At 60.6% G+C, this 15,868-nt stretch carries 13 protein-coding genes and 1 riboswitch; of the genes, 11 read left to right on the forward strand and 2 right to left on the reverse strand.

The window, feature by feature from the left end:
* Nucleotides 1-74: 74 nt before the first annotated feature.
* Entirely contained in the window at nt 75-1,508 is a 1,434-nt protein-coding gene (locus tag EJA71_RS18795; protein WP_158959147.1) for a TolC family outer membrane protein, read from the reverse strand.
* Between the two features lie 206 nt (nt 1,509-1,714).
* Nucleotides 1,715-1,820, forward strand: a riboswitch (TPP riboswitch).
* A gap of 146 nt (nt 1,821-1,966) precedes the next feature.
* Here EJA71_RS18795 and thiC point away from each other — a divergent pair.
* Together thiC and cytX are read left to right on the forward strand one after the other, a co-directional pair.
* A complete protein-coding gene (thiC, locus tag EJA71_RS18800) occupies nt 1,967-3,859 on the forward strand; it encodes a phosphomethylpyrimidine synthase ThiC (protein WP_158959148.1) in 1,893 nt (630 codons plus the stop codon).
* A 146-nt stretch (nt 3,860-4,005) separates the two neighbouring features.
* Entirely contained in the window at nt 4,006-5,298 is a 1,293-nt protein-coding gene (gene cytX, locus EJA71_RS18805; RefSeq protein WP_158959149.1) for a putative hydroxymethylpyrimidine transporter CytX, read from the forward strand.
* On the opposite strand, the gene EJA71_RS18810 is transcribed toward cytX, so the two are convergent.
* Nucleotides 5,267-6,013: an RsiV family protein gene (locus EJA71_RS18810; RefSeq protein WP_158959150.1), complete on the reverse strand. Its 747-nt coding sequence runs from the start codon at nt 6,011-6,013 to the stop codon at nt 5,267-5,269. The genes cytX and EJA71_RS18810 overlap by 32 nt on opposite strands.
* Nucleotides 6,014-6,240: 227 nt before the next feature.
* Here EJA71_RS18810 and EJA71_RS18815 point away from each other — a divergent pair, with 227 nt between their 5' ends.
* The 9 genes from EJA71_RS18815 (at nt 6,241) to EJA71_RS18855 (ending at nt 15,621) form a co-directional block, all read left to right on the forward strand.
* Nucleotides 6,241-6,858 (forward strand): NUDIX domain-containing protein, encoded by a 618-nt coding sequence (locus EJA71_RS18815; RefSeq protein ID WP_158959151.1) that lies wholly within the window; start codon nt 6,241-6,243, stop codon nt 6,856-6,858.
* The gene (locus EJA71_RS18820; protein ID WP_034151669.1) at nt 6,849-7,301 is read left to right on the forward strand and encodes a DUF1249 domain-containing protein; all 453 of its coding nucleotides are present in this window, start codon (nt 6,849-6,851) and stop codon (nt 7,299-7,301) included. Before EJA71_RS18815 ends, EJA71_RS18820 begins: the two co-directional genes overlap by 10 nt.
* A 99-nt stretch (nt 7,302-7,400) precedes the next feature.
* Nucleotides 7,401-8,216: a 3',5'-cyclic-AMP phosphodiesterase gene (cpdA, locus tag EJA71_RS18825; protein ID WP_158959152.1), complete on the forward strand. Its 816-nt coding sequence runs from the start codon at nt 7,401-7,403 to the stop codon at nt 8,214-8,216.
* A gap of 174 nt (nt 8,217-8,390) precedes the next feature.
* Nucleotides 8,391-8,999, forward strand: coding sequence for a YqiA/YcfP family alpha/beta fold hydrolase (locus EJA71_RS18830; RefSeq protein ID WP_158959153.1), 609 nt, complete (start codon nt 8,391-8,393; stop codon nt 8,997-8,999).
* A 41-nt stretch (nt 9,000-9,040) separates the two neighbouring features.
* Nucleotides 9,041-10,948, forward strand: coding sequence for a DNA topoisomerase IV subunit B (gene parE, locus EJA71_RS18835; RefSeq protein WP_158959154.1), 1,908 nt, complete (start codon nt 9,041-9,043; stop codon nt 10,946-10,948).
* The gene (locus EJA71_RS18840; RefSeq protein ID WP_158959155.1) at nt 10,948-11,937 is read left to right on the forward strand and encodes an esterase-like activity of phytase family protein; all 990 of its coding nucleotides are present in this window, start codon (nt 10,948-10,950) and stop codon (nt 11,935-11,937) included. The genes parE and EJA71_RS18840 overlap by 1 nt, the downstream gene beginning before the upstream one ends.
* Nucleotides 11,934-12,458, forward strand: a complete 525-nt coding sequence (locus EJA71_RS18845) for a TIGR02281 family clan AA aspartic protease (RefSeq protein WP_053116749.1) — start codon at nt 11,934-11,936, stop codon at nt 12,456-12,458. The genes EJA71_RS18840 and EJA71_RS18845 overlap by 4 nt, the downstream gene beginning before the upstream one ends.
* A gap of 7 nt (nt 12,459-12,465) precedes the next feature.
* On the forward strand, nt 12,466-14,730 hold the full coding sequence (parC, locus tag EJA71_RS18850) for a DNA topoisomerase IV subunit A (RefSeq protein ID WP_158959156.1): 2,265 nt from the start codon (nt 12,466-12,468) through the stop codon (nt 14,728-14,730).
* A 177-nt stretch (nt 14,731-14,907) separates the two neighbouring features.
* Nucleotides 14,908-15,621 carry a membrane integrity-associated transporter subunit PqiC gene (locus tag EJA71_RS18855; protein ID WP_158959157.1) on the forward strand — a complete coding sequence of 238 codons (714 nt, stop codon included), beginning with the start codon at nt 14,908-14,910 and terminating at the stop codon, nt 15,619-15,621.
* The last annotated feature ends 247 nt before the right edge of the window (nt 15,622-15,868 follow it).

Raw genomic sequence — 15,868 nt, forward strand, 5'->3', positions numbered from 1 at the left:
AGCTCCTACATTGGAATACGTTCCCCTGTAGGCGCTGCCGAAGGCTCGGGCCGCGATCGGACGATCTTTTGCTTTTAAGGTCGGGCCTTCAGCTGCGCTTCGGCTGCCTTGGCCAGATCCGGCGGGAGGAAATCCTTGTCCGGGTTGTAGTCGGCTTTCAGATAACGCCGCAGATCTTCCAGATCCCCCGGGTTCAACGTCCCCGCCGCCTGCTTCAAGCGCAGGTTGTCGAGGATGTAGTCATACCGCGTGTTGTTGTAGTTGCGCACCGAGGTGTACAGCTGACGCTGCGCATCGAGCACGTCAACGATGTTGCGCGTACCGACCTGATAACCGATTTCCGTCGCTTCCACTGCACTCTGGTTGGAGATGATCGATTGTTTGCGCGCCTGGACCTGCTCGACGTCGGTGTTCACCGCGCGGTGCAGGTTGCGGGTGTTCTCGACGATCTGCCGACGCAGGGATTCGCGCTGCTGCTCGCTCTGATCGAGCTGCGCATAGGACTGACGCACTTGCGAACTGGTCAGCCCGCCGCTGTAGATCGGCACGCTCAGTTGCAGGCCCACTGTCGTCTGTTCAACGTTGCCACCGTAAGGCGCGCCGAACGAATTCGGGTTGCCGAAGCCGAGGGCGTCGTTGTCGCCTTTTTCATATTTGGCCACGGCATCAAGGGTCGGCAAGTGGCCGGCCTTGCGCTGTTTCAAGGTCTCTTCCGCCGAGCTGACGGCGTAGTTACTGGCCAGCAGATTCAAGTTCTGACGCGCCGCCGTATCAACCCAGGATTTAGCATCGTTCGGCGCCGGCGGCAGGATCGGCAGCGAGTGGACGATGCCCTGAATCGAGTTGTACTGACGGTTGGTCAGGGTGATCAGCGCTTCGAAGGCATCATCGACCTGACGTTGCGCAACAATGCGGTTGGCCCGTGCAGTGTCGTAACTGGCTTGTGATTGCAGCACGTCGGTCTTGTCCGACAGACCCACGTCGAAGCGTTCGTTGGACTGATCGAGCTGGCGCTTGAACGCGGCTTCTTCAGCCTTGGTCGAGGCCAGGTTGTCCTGGCTGCGCAGCACGTTGAAATAGCTTTCGGCCGATTGCAGGATCAGGTTCTGTTCGGTTGCCGAGAGTTGCAGCGCTGCCTGTTCGTTGACGTCCTTGGCAGCCTGATACTGGAACCAGCGATCGGCACGGAACAACGGTTGGGCGAGGGTCGCCTGATACGAGTGGGCGCTGCGATTGGCAATGGCGGAAGGCTGATCGATCGAAGTCCGCACATTGGCGGTTTCGGCGCCGCCCGACAGATTCGGCAGCAAGCCGGCGCGGGCCTGTGGCACCACTTCTTTTTGCGCGCCGTACTGGGCGCGGGCGGCGGCCAGATCGGCATTGTTGTCGACCGCTTCCTGATAGACGCTGACCAGATCGGTTTTGGTCGACAAGGGCGCTTCGGCTGCCCAGGCCATTGCGTTGGACGCACAAGACACGGCTAGAGCCAGTGAGAGTTTGCGCAGCATGAGGCGATCCCTAGCATTAATATTATGGAAGTAATCCGGGCGCCAAAGGTACGGCGCAGGCCCCGCAGCGTCAAGGCGCGGCAGGGCAAAGCGAGTGTAGTTGCGCAATCGATTCACAACAATCGGCCAAGCCCCTGTATTTGCGCCATTCATCATGGTGATTGCTGCGGTGTTGGCGTTCTTTACCAGTTGTGTCTAGACTGGCCGGGTTCTTGTCGGGGTGCCTTGCTATGAGGCTGAGATCGAATAATTTCGGATCCCGTTGAACCTGATCAGGTTAGCGCCTGCGTAGGGAACAAGATTTCTCGTCACCCGGCGAGTCCTCTTGTGCTTCGTCCGGGAAATTGTTCGACAATCGAACGCTCGACGACGATGCACAGCACCAGCCATGGTGCGTCCGTGCCTTTCAGGTTCTGCTCCGACAATCCACTGCCTGGATGCTGTCTGGAGAGCCCGTGATGACGACTACAAAATCAAAAAACGCGATCAACCTGAGTGACTCGGCCAAGGTCGACGAGCAATCGGTCAAGCCGTTCACCCGTTCGCAAAAAGTCTACGTTCAGGGCTCCCGCCCCGACATCCGCGTGCCGATGCGCGAAATCACCCTCGACGTGACGCCGACCGACTTCGGCGGCGAAATCAACGCGCCGGTCACCGTCTACGACACCTCGGGCCCGTACACCGATCCGAACGTGATCATCGATGTGCGCAAAGGTCTGGCCGATGTGCGTTCGGCGTGGATCGACGACCGTGGCGACACCGAGCGTCTGACGGGGCTGAGTTCCAACTTCGGCCGTGAGCGCCTCGCCGACCCGGAACTGACCAAACTGCGCTTTGCCCACGTCAACAACCCGCGCCGCGCCAAGGCTGGTGGCAACGTCACGCAAATGCATTACGCGCGTCAGGGCATCATCACGCCCGAGATGGAATTCGTCGCCATCCGCGAAAACATGAAACTTGAAGTGGCCCGCGCCGCCGGCTTGCTGGATCAGCAACACCCGGGTCACAGCTTCGGCGCCAGCGTGACGAAAATCATCACCCCTGAATTCGTGCGTGAAGAAATCGCCCGTGGCCGCGCAATCATTCCGGCCAACATCAACCACACCGAACTGGAACCGATGATCATCGGCCGTAACTTCCTCGTGAAGATCAACGGCAACATCGGCAACAGCGCGCTGGGTTCGTCCATCGAAGAAGAAGTGGCGAAGCTGACCTGGGGCATCCGTTGGGGCGCGGACAACATCATGGACTTGTCCACCGGCAAACACATTCACGAAACCCGCGAGTGGATCATCCGTAACTCGCCAGTGCCGATCGGCACGGTGCCGATCTATCAGGCGCTGGAAAAAGTCGGCGGCGCGGCCGAAGACCTGACCTGGGAGCTGTTCCGCGACACGCTGATCGAGCAGGCCGAGCAGGGCGTCGACTACTTCACCATTCACGCCGGTGTGTTGCTGCGCTATGTGCCGCTGACCGCCAAACGCGTGACCGGTATCGTTTCCCGTGGCGGTTCGATCATGGCCAAGTGGTGCCTGGCGCATCACAAGGAAAACTTCGCCTACACGCATTTCGAAGAAATCTGCGAAATCATGAAAGCCTATGACGTCAGCTTCTCGCTGGGTGATGGCTTGCGTCCGGGTTCGATTGCCGACGCCAACGATGCCGCACAGTTTGGTGAGCTGGAAACCCTCGGCGAATTGACCAAAATCGCCTGGAAGCACGACGTGCAAACCATGATCGAAGGCCCGGGCCACGTGCCGATGCAGTTGATCAAAGAGAACATGGACAAGCAGCTGGAGTGCTGCGACGAGGCGCCGTTCTACACCCTCGGCCCGCTGACCACCGACATCGCGCCGGGCTATGACCACATCACCTCGGGTATCGGTGCGGCGATGATCGGCTGGTTCGGTTGCGCGATGCTTTGCTACGTGACTCCGAAGGAACACTTGGGTCTGCCGAACAAGGATGACGTGAAGACCGGGATCATCACTTACAAGATCGCGGCGCATGCGGCGGACTTGGCCAAGGGGCATCCGGGCGCACAGATTCGCGACAACGCCTTGAGCAAGGCGCGTTTCGAATTCCGTTGGGAAGACCAGTTCAACCTCGGTCTCGACCCGGACACCGCCCGTTCGTATCACGATGAAACCCTGCCGAAGGACTCGGCCAAGGTCGCGCACTTCTGTTCGATGTGCGGGCCGAAATTCTGCTCGATGAAGATCACTCAGGAAGTCCGCGAATACGCGGCCAACCAGCGGATCGAAGCAGTCGACGTGGACGTCGCCAAAGGCCTGGCAGAACAGGCCGAGCGGTTCAAGAAGGAAGGCAGTCAGCTGTACAAGAAGGTTTGACCCCGTACTGATCGTTCCCACGCTCCGCGTGGGAATGCAGCCCGTGACGCTCCGCGTCACTGGACGCAGAGCGTCCCTAGAGGCATTCCCACGCAGAGCGTGGGAACGATCACAATGACAAAAAATACTCCTCCGAGATAACACCCTTGAGCATTCAACCCAGCACTTATTCTCCCGACCTCGCCGTGCCCGCCGACAAGCGTGTATTCGGCGGTCGCGATCTGTTTTCCCTGTGGTTTTCCCTCGGCATCGGCCTGATGGTTTTACAGACCGGCGCATTGCTCGCGCCGGGCCTGGGTCTGTCCGGTTCGCTGCTGGCGATTTTCCTTGGCACGCTGGTCGGCGTACTGTTGCTGGCCGCCGTCGGCGTGATCGGCAGCGACACCGGCCTGTCATCGATGGCCGCGCTGAAACTGAGCCTTGGCCGCAAAGGCGCGAGCCTGCCAGCGCTGCTCAATCTGCTGCAACTGATCGGTTGGGGCTCGTTCGAAATCATCGTCATGCGCGACGCCGCGAGCCTGCTCGGTACCCGCGCGTTCAGCGAAGGTTCGCTGTGGTCGAACCCGCTGTTGTGGACGCTGTTTTTCGGCGCGCTGGCGACCTTGCTTGCCGTGAGCGGCCCGCTGACCTTCGTGCGGCAGATTCTGCGCAAGTGGGGCATCTGGCTGCTGTTGGCGGCGTGCCTGTGGCTGACCTGGAACCTGTTTGCCAAAGCCGATCTGGCCGATCTCTGGTCGCGCGCCGGTGACGGTTCGATGCCGTTTGCCGTGGGCTTCGACATCGCTATTGCGATGCCACTTTCGTGGCTGCCGCTGATCGCCGACTACTCGCGTTTCGGCAAGCGGGCGAAGAATGTTTTCGGCGGTACTGCGGTCGGTTTCTTCATCGGCAACTTCTGGCTGATGAGCCTTGGCGTCGCTTACACCCTGGCCTTTGCGCCGAGCGGCGAAGTCAATGCATTGCTGCTGGCACTGGCCGGTGCCGGTCTGGGCATTCCGCTGTTGCTGATTCTGCTGGATGAATCGGAAAACGCCTTCGCGGACATTCATTCGGCAGCGGTTTCGAGCGGGATTCTGTTGCGCCTGAAAGTCGAGCATCTGGCCTTGGCCATCGGCGTGATCTGCACGCTGATCGCACTGCTGGCGCCGTTGGCGCAGTACCAGAATTTCCTGCTGCTGATCGGTTCGGTGTTTGCGCCGCTGTTCGGCGTGGTGCTGGTGGATCACTTCATTCTGCGCAAGCGCAGCGCTCAGGTCGCGTCAGCCGCATTGCGCTGGCCGGCGTTGTTGGCGTGGCTGGGTGGCGTGAGCACCTACCACTTGCTGGCGAATCTGTATCCGGATGTCGGCGCAACCCTGCCGGCGCTGGTGCTGGCAGGGCTGTTGCAGCTAGTGCTGGGTCGGGCTTTCAGTTACGGCCGGGAAACAGCTCAGGCTTGAGAATGCCGTTCAGACGCGGGTAAGGAATCTTCAGTTCGACGTGGCCCAGCGCGTAAGGCGCAATGGTGGTCACGTCGTACTTGAGGATCACGCCGCCATAGGTCAGCGCCACGTTCGGGGTTTTCACGAAGGGCCAGTTCGCCACGAACTCAGGCTCCTGATCGAGCTTGGTGCTGATCAACCAGCTGTTGTGCGCGACCTGCGCTGCCTTCCAGAAAGCGTCTTCCTGACCCGGCAGCAACATGTCGGACAGGTTCAGCACCTTGTGCTGCTGGCGCGAATAGTTGATGAAACCGCGACCCGGTGTGCCATGGGCGCCGCCGGTGTCGAGGTAGCTCGACACCTCGATGATCACCAAGCCGTCATGCTGCTCGCGTACTTTCGCTTGCAGATAGCTGCTGTTGCGCGGGCCGGCGTTGGCCAGGAATTGATCGCGATAGGCCGCCAGAGTCGGCGCCACCGGGGCGTTTTTCTCGGTGCGGGTCATTTGCAGCAAACGTTTTTCGATGATGCCGTCCAGTGCCGGTTCAGCCGGGAAGCGCAGGGTGTCGATGTTCACCAGCGGGCAATCCGGGTTGGAGCAGCCGGGTTTGAGTTGTTCCGACGCATCGCGGGTGGTTTCCAGCGGTGTGCGGTAGTTGGGCTGGAACAGGCTGGCGCACGCGCCCAGGGTCAGGGCGATGGCGGCCACGGAGGCAATTTTGAAAAGCGACATGGGCGTCCTTTCGAAAGCAAGGGAAGGCAAAAAGTTACCGCTTCGACTCTCAACGAAGCAGTCAGTTCGCCACTAAGCTAATTAGAGTGGGTTTCGCCGTCACCGTCCATCCCGCTGACGGTAAAGGGGCTGCATCAAACCATTCCGGCGCGTTAGGATGGCGCGAAGTCGAGGTTGCCAATCACGCAAAGCAACTTCGTAATGGACGTGCTGTAAAGAGGAAGCTTATGACTGATTTTGCCAACGCCATTCCGACCGCCGTCGATATCGTGCGGCGCGAAAAATGCTATGAGGGCTTTTACAAGCTCGACCGTGTGCACCTGCGCCATGAATTGTTCGCCGGTGGCATGAGCCGCGAAATCAACCGTGAAATCTTCGTGCGCCACGATGCCGTGTGTGTGCTGCCGTACGATCCGCAGCGCGACGAAGTGGTGTTGATCGAGCAGTTTCGCATCGGTGCCATGGGCAAGACCGACAATCCGTGGCTGGTCGAACTGGTCGCTGGTCTGATCGACAAGGATGAACAACCGGAAGAAGTTGCTCACCGCGAGGCGCAAGAGGAAGCTGGGCTGGACATCAAGGCCCTGTGGCCGATGACCAAATATTTCCCGTCGCCGGGCGGCAGCAACGAATTCGTGCATTTGTATCTGGGGCGTTGCAGCACCGACGGCGTTGGCGGCCTGCATGGCCTGGAAGAAGAGGCAGAAGATATCCGCGTCACGGTCTGGGCCTTTGAAGATGCCTTGCAGGCCGTCCGTGATGGACGCATTGCCAATGCGGCGAGCATCATCGCTCTGCAGTGGCTGGCGCTGAACCGCGCCGAAGTGAGGGGGTTATGGTCGTAAACAAGTTGCGCGATCGCTATCGAGTCGACCTCGTAGGGCTGCAAGCCGCCTGCGAGGCCAACTACGCGCGCCTGATGCGACTGGTGCCGGACATGCGCAACGAGCCCGAGGCGCGGCGCATCGCCGTGACTCAGGGCGAGCAGATGCTCGGCGTGCTCGCCCTCGAAGTGCTGCAAACCTGTCCGTACACCACCACGTTGCAGGTGCGTCAGGAGCACAGCCTGCCGTGGCTGCCGGTGCCGCAACTGGAAGTGCAGGTCTATCACGACGCACGCATGGCCGAAGTGGTCAGCGCCGAACATGCACGACGCTTTCGCGGCATCTATCCTTACCCGAACGCCGCCATGCACCAGCCGGATGAAAAGGCTCAGCTCAATCTGTTCCTGGGGGAATGGCTGAGCCATTGCCTGGCGTTGGGGCACGAGTACGAAGTCGTACGCTAGTTGTGAACTGCGTCCGGTTCGGCGGTTTCCTCTTTCACTGATCCCCCAGCATAATTGCGGCACTTGATCGATTCCGTGCTTTTGCCTTGGGAGAACGCCTTGCCGAGCGTATCCACGTTGACCTCCGCCGATCCGGCGTTGCTGGTGCAGTTGTCCGACAGCCATCTGTTCGCCGAAGCGGACGGCACGCTGCTGGGCATGAACACCCGCGAGAGCCTGCAAAAGGTCATCGAATTGGTGCTGGGCCAGCAGCCGCAGATCGACCTGATTCTGGCCACCGGCGATATCTCGCAGGACGGCACGCTGCAGTCGTATCAGCAGTTTCGCCAGATGAGCGCGCAGATCGATGCCCCAGCGCGGTGGATTCCCGGTAATCACGACGAACCGTTGATCATGGCCCAGGCCGCCGTGCAGAGCACGCTGCTGGAACCGGTGGTCGATGTCGGTAACTGGCGGGTGACGATGCTGGATTCGGCCGTGCCGGGTTCGGTGCCGGGGTATTTGCAGGACGACCAACTGCAACTGCTGGCGCGCTCGCTGAGTGAAGCGCCGGAACGCCATCATCTGGTGTGCTTCCATCATCATCCGGTGTCGATTGGCTGCGCGTGGATGGAGCCGATTGGCTTGCGCAATCCAGAAGCGTTTTTTGAGGTGCTGGATCGTTTTCCACAGGCCCGCGCGGTGTTGTGGGGGCATGTGCATCAGGAAATCGACCGCGAGCGCAATGGCGTGCGCTTGATGGCCTCGCCGTCGACGTGCATTCAGTTCGAGCCGGGCAGTGAGGACTTCAAGGTCGGTGAGCAGGCGCCGGGGTATCGGTGGTTGCGGTTGTTGCCGGATGGGCGGCTGGAAACCGGCGTCGAGCGTGTCACCGGTTTCGCCTTCACCGTCGATTACGGCTCCAACGGTTATTGATAATCCCTGTAGGAGCTGCCGGAGGCTGCGATCTTTTGATCCTGTTTTTTAAAATCAAAAGATCGCAGCCTTCGGCAGCTCCTACAGGATGCAGGCAGGCATCATTTGTATGGCCCACCCTGCCCTGACTCCCTGTAAACTCCGCTATCTTTCGCCGACACTCAGGGAGCTCAAATGTCCGGTTCGATCCTCTATATCCACGGTTTCAACAGCGCCCCGGCCTCAAAAAAGGCCTGTCAGCTGGTCGCGGTGATGGAGCGGCTGGGTTTGAGCGAGCAACTGCGGGTGCCGGCCCTGCATCACCATCCGCGCGAAGCCATCGGTCAGTTGGGGCAAGCGATTGCCGAACTGGGCCGGCCGCTGCTGGTGGGAAGCTCCCTCGGCGGCTACTATGCGACTCACCTGGCCGAGCGCCATGGCCTGAAAGCCCTGCTGGTCAACCCGGCGGTCAGCCCGCACCGGATGTTCGACGGCTATCTGGGCACGCAGAAAAACCTGTATACCGATGAAACCTGGGAGTTGACCCACGACCACGTCACGGCCCTGGCCGAACTGGAAGTGCCGGCGCCGCAGGATGCTCAGCGCTATCAGGTATGGTTGCAGACCGGTGATGAAACGCTGGACTATCGCCTCGCCCAGCAGTATTACCGCGCTTGTGCCTTGCGCATTCAGGCCGGCGGCGACCACAGTTTTCAGGGTTTTGCCGGGCAATTGCCGGCGTTGCTGAGTTTTGCCGGCATTGGCGCCGATGTGTATCAGGCAATCGATTTCACCGCACTGTGAAGTCTTGCCCCTATTTCATGAATGACTGACGACGAGACCCTATGGCCACTCCCAGCGCTAGCTCTTATAACGCCGACGCCATCGAAGTCCTCTCGGGCCTCGACCCGGTGCGCAAACGCCCCGGCATGTACACCGACACCAGTCGGCCGAACCACCTCGCCCAGGAAGTCATCGACAACAGCGTCGACGAAGCCTTGGCCGGCCACGCCAAATCGGTTCAGGTCATCCTGCACGCCGACCACTCGCTGGAAGTCAGCGACGACGGCCGCGGCATGCCGGTCGACATCCACCCGGAAGAGGGCGTGTCGGGCGTCGAACTGATCCTCACCAAGCTCCATGCGGGCGGCAAGTTTTCCAACAAGAACTACCAGTTCTCCGGCGGTCTGCACGGTGTGGGTATTTCCGTGGTCAACGCCTTGTCGACCGAAGTGCGCGTGCGCGTAAAGCGTGACGGCAACGAATACCAGATGACCTTCAACGATGGCTTCAAAGCCTCGGAGCTGGAAATCGTCGGCACGGTCGGCAAGCGCAACACCGGCACCAGCGTGTACTTCGCGCCGGACCCGAAATACTTCGATTCACCAAAATTCTCCATCAGCCGCCTCAAGCATGTGCTCAAGGCCAAGGCTGTGCTGTGCCCGGGCCTGTTGGTCAGCTTCGAAGACAAAGGCACCGGCGAGAAAGTCGAGTGGCATTACGAAGACGGCCTGCGCTCTTATCTGGTCGACGCCGTCAGCGAATTCGAACGCCTGCCGAACGAGCCTTTCTGCGGCGCTTTCGCCGGTAATAAAGAGGCGGTCGACTGGGCGCTGCTGTGGTTGCCGGAAGGTGGCGACGCGGTGCAGGAAAGCTACGTCAACCTGATCCCGACGGCGCAGGGCGGTACTCACGTCAACGGTTTGCGTCAGGGTTTGCTCGATGCGATGCGCGAATTCTGTGAATTCCGCAGCCTGCTGCCGCGCGGCGTGAAGCTGGCGCCAGAAGACGTCTGGGAGCGCATCGCGTTCGTCCTGTCGATGAAAATGCAGGAACCGCAATTCTCCGGCCAGACCAAAGAGCGGCTGTCGTCCCGTGAAGCGGCGGCGTTCGTTTCCGGTGTGGTCAAGGACGCCTTCAGCCTGTGGCTCAACGCTAACCCGGAGACCGGTCTGGCCCTGGCCGAACTGGCGATCAACAACGCCGGTCGTCGTCTGAAGGCGAGCAAGAAAGTCGAACGTAAGCGCGTCACCCAGGGCCCGGCGTTGCCGGGCAAACTGGCGGATTGCGCCGGCCAGGACCCGATGCGTTCCGAGCTGTTCCTGGTCGAAGGTGATTCCGCCGGTGGTTCCGCCAAACAAGCGCGGGACAAGGAATTCCAGGCGATCCTGCCGTTGCGCGGCAAGATCCTCAACACCTGGGAAGTCGACGGCAGTGAAGTCCTGGCCAGTCAGGAAGTGCACAACATTGCCGTGGCCATCGGTGTCGATCCGGGTGCGGCGGACATGAGCCAGCTGCGCTACGGCAAGATCTGCATCCTCGCCGACGCCGACTCCGACGGTCTGCACATTGCGACATTGCTCTGCGCCTTGTTCGTCCAGCATTTCCGCCCGTTGGTGGATGCCGGTCACGTCTACGTCGCCATGCCGCCGCTGTACCGCATCGACTTGGGCAAAGAAATTTACTACGCCCTCGACGAAGCCGAGCGCGACGGCATTCTCGACCGTCTGGTCGCCGAGAAGAAACGCGGCAAACCGCAGGTCACCCGATTCAAAGGTCTGGGTGAAATGAACCCGCCGCAGCTGCGCGAAACCACCATGGACCCGAACACCCGGCGTCTGGTGCAACTGACGCTGGGCGAAGACTTCGCGCAAACCTCGGAAATGATGGACATGCTGCTGGCGAAGAAACGCGCCCCTGACCGCAAGAGCTGGCTCGAATCCAAAGGCAACCTCGCCGAGGTGCTGGCCTGATGCGGTTTGGCTGGGCCTTGGCGGGTGCTTTGCTGCTGAGTTCGATGGGTGTCTCGGCCGAGCCGTTGCAGGAATTGCGCGTGCTGTCCGAGCATCCAGTTGACGGCATGCGCGGAGGCAACCTGTCGGGGTTGGCCATGTGCGGCGGCGAGTTGTGGACAGTGTCGGACCGCGATGACGACCAGATCTATCGGCTCAATACCGCCGAACAGGTCTGGCAGGCTGAAGCCTTGCACATCGACGTACCTTTGGTACCGCAGACCGGTTTGCCGTGGGGCTTGCGTTCGCGCAACTGGGCTGCGTCGTTTGTACGCGGTGGGGACCTGGATTTCGAAGGTATCAGCTGTGACAGCGCGGGCAATCGTTACATCGTCAGCGAGGGTCATGCGGCGGTCTTGCAGGTGCCCGTCAGCGGCCCGGTCAACTGGCTGAAGATCTCGCCGATGATGGTGCGTGAAGCGCGGGCCAGCGGCCTGCTCCTGCATTTCAATGCGATCTTCGAAGGCCTGGCGATCAACCCGGCGGGCGATCAAATGTGGTTGGCCGCTGAACGGCAAAGCCGCGGTTTGTTGCTGATCAAGCGCCAGCAGACGGTGTGGGATTGCGACGGTCGCTGTGTGCTGCTCAGTGAGGGCGGCAAAGAGATGCAGCCGCCGCAGTTCCCTAACGCCAAAGCGGTTGATCGGGACTTTTCCGATATTTCGTTGTTCAACGGCAAACTGTTTACCCTTGAACGCAACGCTTTCCAGATTTGCCGCCGCGATGCGCAGACCGCCAAGGTCGAGCAGTGCTGGTCGTATGCTGGCGAATTGTTGCAGGCCAACCGCCGCTACTCGCAGAACTACGGGTTGGAAGAGGCATTGATCGTTGACGCTGACGGAGCGTGGATCGGCGTCGACAATAATTTTGGCCCGCGCGCCGACGGTGAGGTTCGCCCGATCGTCTGGCGCTTCGCCGCGCCTGACGGTGGCTGGAGCGCCAAGCCGTGAGCCAGCAGCCACCGGGCAAACGCGCCGGTCGCGTGCTGATGATTCTGGCCTGGTGCGCGGCGCTGTTTCTGGCCACGCGGTTTTTCGGCCAGTGGGAGCAACGCCAGCAGAATCCGAACGTGGTGGTCAGTTCGGAGCAGGGCGAAGGTTTTATTGAAGTGAAACTGGCCGGCAACGCCCAAGGGCATTTTGTCGCCAGCGGCCAGATCAACGGCGAGCCGGTGGAGTTCATGCTCGACACCGGCGCCACTGACGTGGCGATCCCGGCGGATCTGGCCAAACGGTTGAAGCTGGAAGAAGGTTTCGGTGTGACCCTGAGCACGGCCAATGGCCTGAGCCAAGGCTATCGAACCAAAATTGCCCGCCTGCAACTGGGCGACATCGTGCTGCGGGATGTCCGCGCGCTGGTGGCGCCGGGGCTGCATGGCGATCAGGTGCTGCTCGGCATGAGCGCCCTGAACAAACTTGAATTTACTCAGCGCGGTGGCACCATGCTGCTGCGCCAGACAACGAACCGATGAGGCCCGCATGAGCGACATCCTTGCAGACAGCTTAGACGGCGTAGAACGCCGGTCGCTGGCTGACTTCACCGAAAATGCCTACCTCAATTACTCCATGTACGTGATCATGGACCGTGCCTTGCCGCATATCGGCGACGGCCTGAAACCGGTACAGCGTCGCATCATATATGCGATGAGCGAGTTGGGTCTGGACGCCGATTCCAAGCACAAGAAGTCGGCGCGTACCGTCGGTGACGTGCTCGGTAAATTCCACCCGCACGGCGATTCGGCGTGCTACGAAGCGATGGTGCTGATGGCCCAGCCATTCAGCTATCGCTACACGCTGGTCGACGGCCAGGGTAACTGGGGTGCGCCGGACGATCCGAAGTCCTTCGCCGCCATGCGTTACACCGAAGCGCGCCTGTCGCGTTATTCCGAAGTGCTGCTCAGCGAGCTGGGCCAAGGCACAGCCGACTGGGGCCCGAACTTCGACGGCACCCTGCAGGAACCGCTGGTACTGCCGGCGCGCCTGCCGAACATCCTGCTCAACGGCACCACTGGCATCGCCGTGGGCATGGCCACCGACGTGCCGCCGCATAACCTGCGTGAAGTGGCGACCGCTTGCGTGCGTTTGCTCGATGAGCCGAAAGCCACGGTCGAGCAGCTCTGCGAACACATTCAGGGCCCGGACTATCCGACCGAAGCGGAAATCATCACGCCGCGCGCCGACCTGCTGAAAATGTACCAAACCGGCAAGGGCTCGGTGCGCATGCGCGCCGTGTACCACGTCGAGGACGGCGACATCATCGTCACCGCGCTGCCGCACCAGGTGTCCGGCGCCAAAGTGCTGGAGCAGATCGCTGGGCTGATGCAGGCGAAACCGTCGAAAGCCCCGCAGATCGCTGACCTGCGCGACGAATCCGACCACGAAAACCCGTGCCGCATCGTGATCATCCCGGTCAACAGCCGCGTCGATCACGACGCGCTGATGCAGCACTTGTTCGCCAGCACTGAGCTGGAGTCGACCTACCGGGTCAACGTCAACATCATCGGTCTGGACGGCAAGCCACAGCTGAAAAACCTCCGCGCGCTGCTGGTCGAGTGGCTGGAATTCCGCGTGCTGACCGTGCGGCGCCGTCTGCAATTCCGCCTCGACAAGGTCGAGCGTCGTCTGCACCTGTTGGACGGTTTGTTGATTGCCTACCTCAATCTGGATGAAGTGATCCACATCATCCGTACCGAGGAACACCCGAAAGCCAAGCTGATCGAGCGTTTTGCCCTTAGCGAGATTCAGGCCGATTACATCCTCGACACCCGCCTGCGTCAGTTGGCGCGACTGGAAGAGATGAAGCTGCGCGACGAGCAGGACGAACTGCTCAAGGAACAAGCCAAGCTGCAAGCGCTGCTGGGCAGCGAAGCCAAGCTGAAGAAGCTGGTGCGTACCGAACTGATCAAAGATGCCGAAACCTATGGCGATGATCGTCGTTCGCCAATCGTCGAGCGCACCGAAGCCAAAGCGTTGACCGAGCACGATCTGCTGCCGAACGAGAAAGTTACCGTCGTGCTGTCGGAAAAAGGCTGGATCCGTTCGGCCAAAGGTCATGACATCGATGCTACCGGCCTGTCGTACAAGGCGGGCGACGGCTTCAAGACCTCGGCGGCAGGGCGTTCCAACCAGTCTGCGGTGGTGATTGACTCCACTGGCCGCAGCTATTCGGTCGCCGCGCACACCTTGCCGTCGGCCCGGGGTCAGGGCGAACCGTTGACCGGTCGTCTGACACCACCGCCGGGTGCCTCGTTCGAATGCGTGCTGATGCCGGAGGACGATGCGTTGTACGTGATCGCTTCCGATGCCGGTTACGGTTTCGTCGTCAAAGGTGAAGACCTGCAAGCCAAGAACAAGGCCGGCAAGGCTTTGTTGAGTCTGCCGAACAACGCCAAGGTGATCGCCCCGCGTCCGGTGGCCGATCGTGAGCACAACTGGCTGGCGTCGGTGACGACCGAAGGTCGCCTGCTGATCTTCAAAATCAGCGATCTGCCACAATTAGGTAAGGGCAAAGGCAACAAGATCATCGGAATTTCCGGTGAGCGTGTGGCCAGTCGCGAAGAATATGTCACGGACATCGCCGTCATTCCTGAAGGCGCCACGCTGGTGCTACAGGCAGGAAAACGGACCCTGTCGTTGAAGGCCGAAGACCTCGAACACTACAAAGGTGAGCGCGGTCGACGTGGTAACAAGCTTCCACGTGGCTTTCAGCGGGTCGATGCGCTGCTCGTCGAAAACCTCAATTAAGCGTCCTAGAGCGCTCGATCTACGATTTAACGCGTAGATCGACGCTTTGGCGCTGGAGTCGGAACGCATATTCACGGATGATATGGCCTTTCCAAGCGCCGGCGTGGCCGAGCGTTCTTCATAATTATTGAGTATTTTCACTGTGGTCAGCCTTGTGGCGGCCACCTGGACGGGATGATGACTGCGCTGCGCCTTCCACTTATTTTGTTACTCGCTGGCGTTCTTGGCCTGGCGGGTTGCAGTGTTCACCAGCCGGTGTCGCTGTATCAACTGGACAGCGGAAGTCCGGTTCAGCCTGCGCAAAGCGCGGGCATGGCGGTTTTGTTGGGCCCGGTGGTCGTAGCCGACTACCTGCAACGTGAAACCCTGCTGCAACGTCAACCGGACGGTAGTCTGCAAGCGGCGACCGATGGTCGTTGGGCTGGCAGCCTTTCGTCGGATATTGATCAGTTGCTGATGCGTCAGGTGGCTGGCCACCTGGATAGCCAACGTGTGGTGCTGGCACCGGCCACGACCGGGTTTACTCCGGATGTGCAGGTGCTGCTGACCATTACCCGTCTGGATTCCGGTGCGAAACAGCCAGCGATTCTCGACGCGCAGTGGCGTTTGATCGACCGTCGTGGTCAGGTGCGCGATAACCGTATCGTCCATCTGCAAGAGCTGCATGCCGGTAGTACGGCTTCGCAGGTACAGGCGCAGGGGATTCTGTTGCAGCGTCTGGCCGAGCAATTGTCCGTGGCACTCAAGCCGCTGGCCAATCAGCCGCCAGTAGCCGAAGCACCGCGCAAACAGGCCGCGAAACCGGCAGCGCCAGCGGCAGAAGCCGAAAAGCAGCCGAAGATTCCGATGGCCTCACCGATTCGTACGGATATGGAAGTGTTCCGCTTCTAAGCCTGGATCGAATCAAGACAAAGCCCGCCTTGTGCGGGCTTTGTTGTGTCTGGGCTTCCAGATCTTCTTCGTCAGTGCTGACCTATTCGCGGGCAAGCCCGCTCCCACAGTAGTCGTGGGTGTCCTCAAAAGCGTGGGCAGCCGCCAGCGAAGAGGTCCGCGCAGACGGCAAAGGATCGCAGCCTGCGGCAGCTCCTACAGGTCGGGGGTGTGCACGAATAAATCCCTGTAGGAGCTGCCGCAGGCT

Source organism: Pseudomonas sp. PB106, assembly GCF_009764645.1.
Taxonomy (GTDB): domain Bacteria; phylum Pseudomonadota; class Gammaproteobacteria; order Pseudomonadales; family Pseudomonadaceae; genus Aquipseudomonas.